Source organism: Streptomyces sp. WAC05292 (assembly GCF_003949955.1).
Taxonomy (GTDB): domain Bacteria; phylum Actinomycetota; class Actinomycetes; order Streptomycetales; family Streptomycetaceae; genus Streptomyces; species Streptomyces globosus.
In genome coordinates this window covers 1-2,675 of the sequence record NZ_RPSE01000589.1, presented here as the reverse complement: position 1 = coordinate 2,675, position 2,675 = coordinate 1, and the positions used below count along the sequence as shown (strand labels likewise).

Here is a 2,675-nt window from a genome sequence, read left to right as displayed (position 1 = left end):
GCGGTGGAGCGGGCGGCGACTTCCTGCATCCACTCGGTGAGCATGGTGCGGCCGCCGGGCGCGGCGGCGATCCGGCGCATGGCGTCCGCGCCGGTGTGCGCGTCGTTGAAGGCGTACGCGGCGCGCTGGAAGGCGGGCCGGAAGCGCCGGTCGGCGGCGAGTGCGACCAGGTCGCGGCGGGCGTCGCCCGCGGCCCAGTCGGCGAGGTTCATGTTCCTGTCCCGGTGGTGGCGGCGCTGCTTGGCGCCGTCCTCCTCGGGGTCGGCGACGGGGATGCCGAGGGACAGCAGGAGGTCGAGGAGGTCGACGTCCTGGACGCCGATCCGCAGGCCGGTTTCGCGGTCCGGCGCGGACGCTTCGGCGCGCAGCCGGTCGGCGGCCCGCTCCACCAGGTCGAGGAGGGCGGGCAGGGAGGGGCGGCGGCCCCAGCCGCCGTGGCGGGCGGCGTGGAAGCGCTCCAGCCAGCCGGAGGTGCCGTCGGTGCAGCGCTCTTCGGCGGGCAGGCCCGCGTCGACGAGGCTGGCGGTCGCCCCGGACTCCTCCAGGACCTCCAGCCACAGGTCGGTGAGGTCGCCGTCGCCGCCGGGCGGCATCAGTTCGAGCAGGGTGCCGCGGACGGCGGGCTCGCGCCGGGCGAGCGCGATGAGCGCGGTGCGGTGGGCCTTCCACCAGCCGTACGCGGCGCGCAGGGTGGCGGGCAGCGGGAGCAGTTCGGCGAGGTAGTCCTGCTCGGCGCGGTTCCCGGTGATCCCGGCGGCGCGGGCGAGGCGGCGGAGCTCGGTCGCGGCCTGCGCGGACGGCGGCAGACCGCCGGCGGTGCGGCGCACGCACAGGCGCACGAAGCGGGCGTGGGCCTCCTCGGGCCCTACGCGGGCGGAGAGCGCCTTCGCGTAGCCGGTGAGGACCTTCACGGGGAGGGCGCCGACGAGGGCGAACTCCAGGAAGACCGCGTCGAGGCGGTCCTCGTCGACGGCGAGGCCGTGCTGCGCCTCGGCGTCGCGGGCGCGGCCGAACAGCTGGGCGGCGTAAGTGGTGTTCTCGACGGCGAGGAAGAGGCGCGCGGCCTGCTCGTAGAAGACGGGCAGGAAGTGCGGGACGGCGGCGGCGAGCCGGCCGGCCAGTTCGTGGCAGGCGTCGAGGGCGGCCTTGGGCTTGTTCTTGGCCTGGCGGGCGACCCGGTCGAGTTCGGGGACGACGGCGAGGGCGTGGTGGCCGTCCTCGGGGTGGTGGACGAGGACCCATTCGGGGAAGCCGAGGGCCTGGCGCTGGCCGAGGCCGACGACGGGCGGCTCGGCCGCGTCGGGGACGAGCCCGAGGAAGCCGGCGGCGAGGTCCTCGGCCGGGCCCAGTTCGGCGGCGGCGAGGCGGACGACGACGCGGCCTTCGGGCAGGGCCGGGTGCCGGTAGGCGCGGGCGGTCAGGTCGACGGCGGACGGCCCGGCGTCGGGGGTGCCGACCGGCAGGACGGCGCCCGCCTTCAGGAGCTGTTCGGCCCCGGGTGCGGTGGCGGCGGTCGTGGTGGTGGTCGTGGTCGTCATCACGCGTCCTTGCCCTCTTCGATCTTGCGGCTGGCGTAGAGCGCCGCGGCCATGCGCATCCCCTCGGACCAGGCGACCGGGCCGACCTCGGCGAGGCGGACGGTCCGGCCGTCCGCGTCGTGCCAGGTCAGTGCGCCCGTCGTGGTCTCGGCGTCGTAGTAGGGCTCCCCGATCCAGACGGCCGCCTCCACGCCGCGCCCGGAGTCGCGGACCGCGCAGGTGGCGTAGCCGCCGGAGACCCGGTAGCCCAGGGAGGTGGCGCGGGCCGCGAGGCCGAAGCGGTGGGGAAAGACGCCGCCCGCGTAGTCGCGGACCTCGGTGGCCTTGTCCTCCAGCCCCTCCGGCTTGTGCCAGGTGGCCCGGTGGATCTGCTCGACGCGCTGCACGATGCCGAGTTCGGCCGCGAAGTCGCGTACGTCGTCCAGGTCGGGCAGCAGCACCGGGTGCGGCAGGGTGACGGTGCGCGGCGAGAGCCGTACGGTCTCGCCGTCCAGGTTGACGACCTTCAGCTCGCCGGAGGAGGTGGCGTCGCGGAGGAAGCCGACCTCGTCCGGGTCGTCGCCGACGACGGCCATGTCGCGCAGCGCGCCCTGCCAGGCCTCGTCCTGCCAGACGCTCGCGAGGAGCGCCGTCGGGACGGGCAGGGAGGACACCATCCACGCGTCGACCTGTGCGGTGCAGGCCGCCTCGTGCCGGTCGAGCCATTCGGCGAGCCGGCGCAGCCGGTCCACCTCGGGGTGCTCGCGCAGGGCCTTGGGCAGGGACTTCAACTGCCGCCCCGCAGCCCGCCCGGTGGCGGACCGAGCCGCCACCTTTCCGTCGATCAGGGCGATTTCGTACCCCTCGCCCGCTGCCAGCCATGCCATCAGTACGTGCCTCTCCGCCTGCCCGATCCGGTTTCGCGCAGCATTGGCCAGAGGCGAGAAATCACCCCTGAGCTGCGGTATGCCGGGGACATTAGCGAGGCCCTCTGACAACGCCCGGGCCAGGGTGGGCGATGGGAACGGCCGCGGCCCGTCCCGGGGGCGGGCCGGTGTCTTCGACTCGGAGTGCGAGGTGGGGGTGGTTGGGAGGCCGGGACCGGTGCCGGCCGCCAGCCCGGCCTGGGAGCCGGGGACCCCCCCACCGGGGCACCGG

The 2,675-nt window shown here is 75.7% G+C and carries 1 protein-coding gene and 1 pseudogene; both read right to left on the bottom strand.

The genetic code is table 11. The annotated features are described in order from the left end of the window. A pseudogene (locus EF903_RS31340) lies at positions 1 to 1,538 on the bottom strand (DNA-binding protein); the annotation flags it as partial. After that, positions 1,538 to 2,404, bottom strand: a complete 867-nt coding sequence (locus tag EF903_RS31335) for a DUF4132 domain-containing protein (protein ID WP_125548364.1) — start codon at positions 2,402 to 2,404, stop codon at positions 1,538 to 1,540. The pseudogene EF903_RS31340 and the gene EF903_RS31335, both read right to left, overlap by 1 nt. Positions 2,405 to 2,675: the final 271 nt, after the last annotated feature.

Excerpts from the sequence above, each read along its gene's own strand:
- EF903_RS31335 (WP_125548364.1), bottom strand. The coding sequence starts at position 2,404 with ATGGCATGGCTGGCAGCGGGCGAGGGGTACGAAATCGCCCTGATCGAC.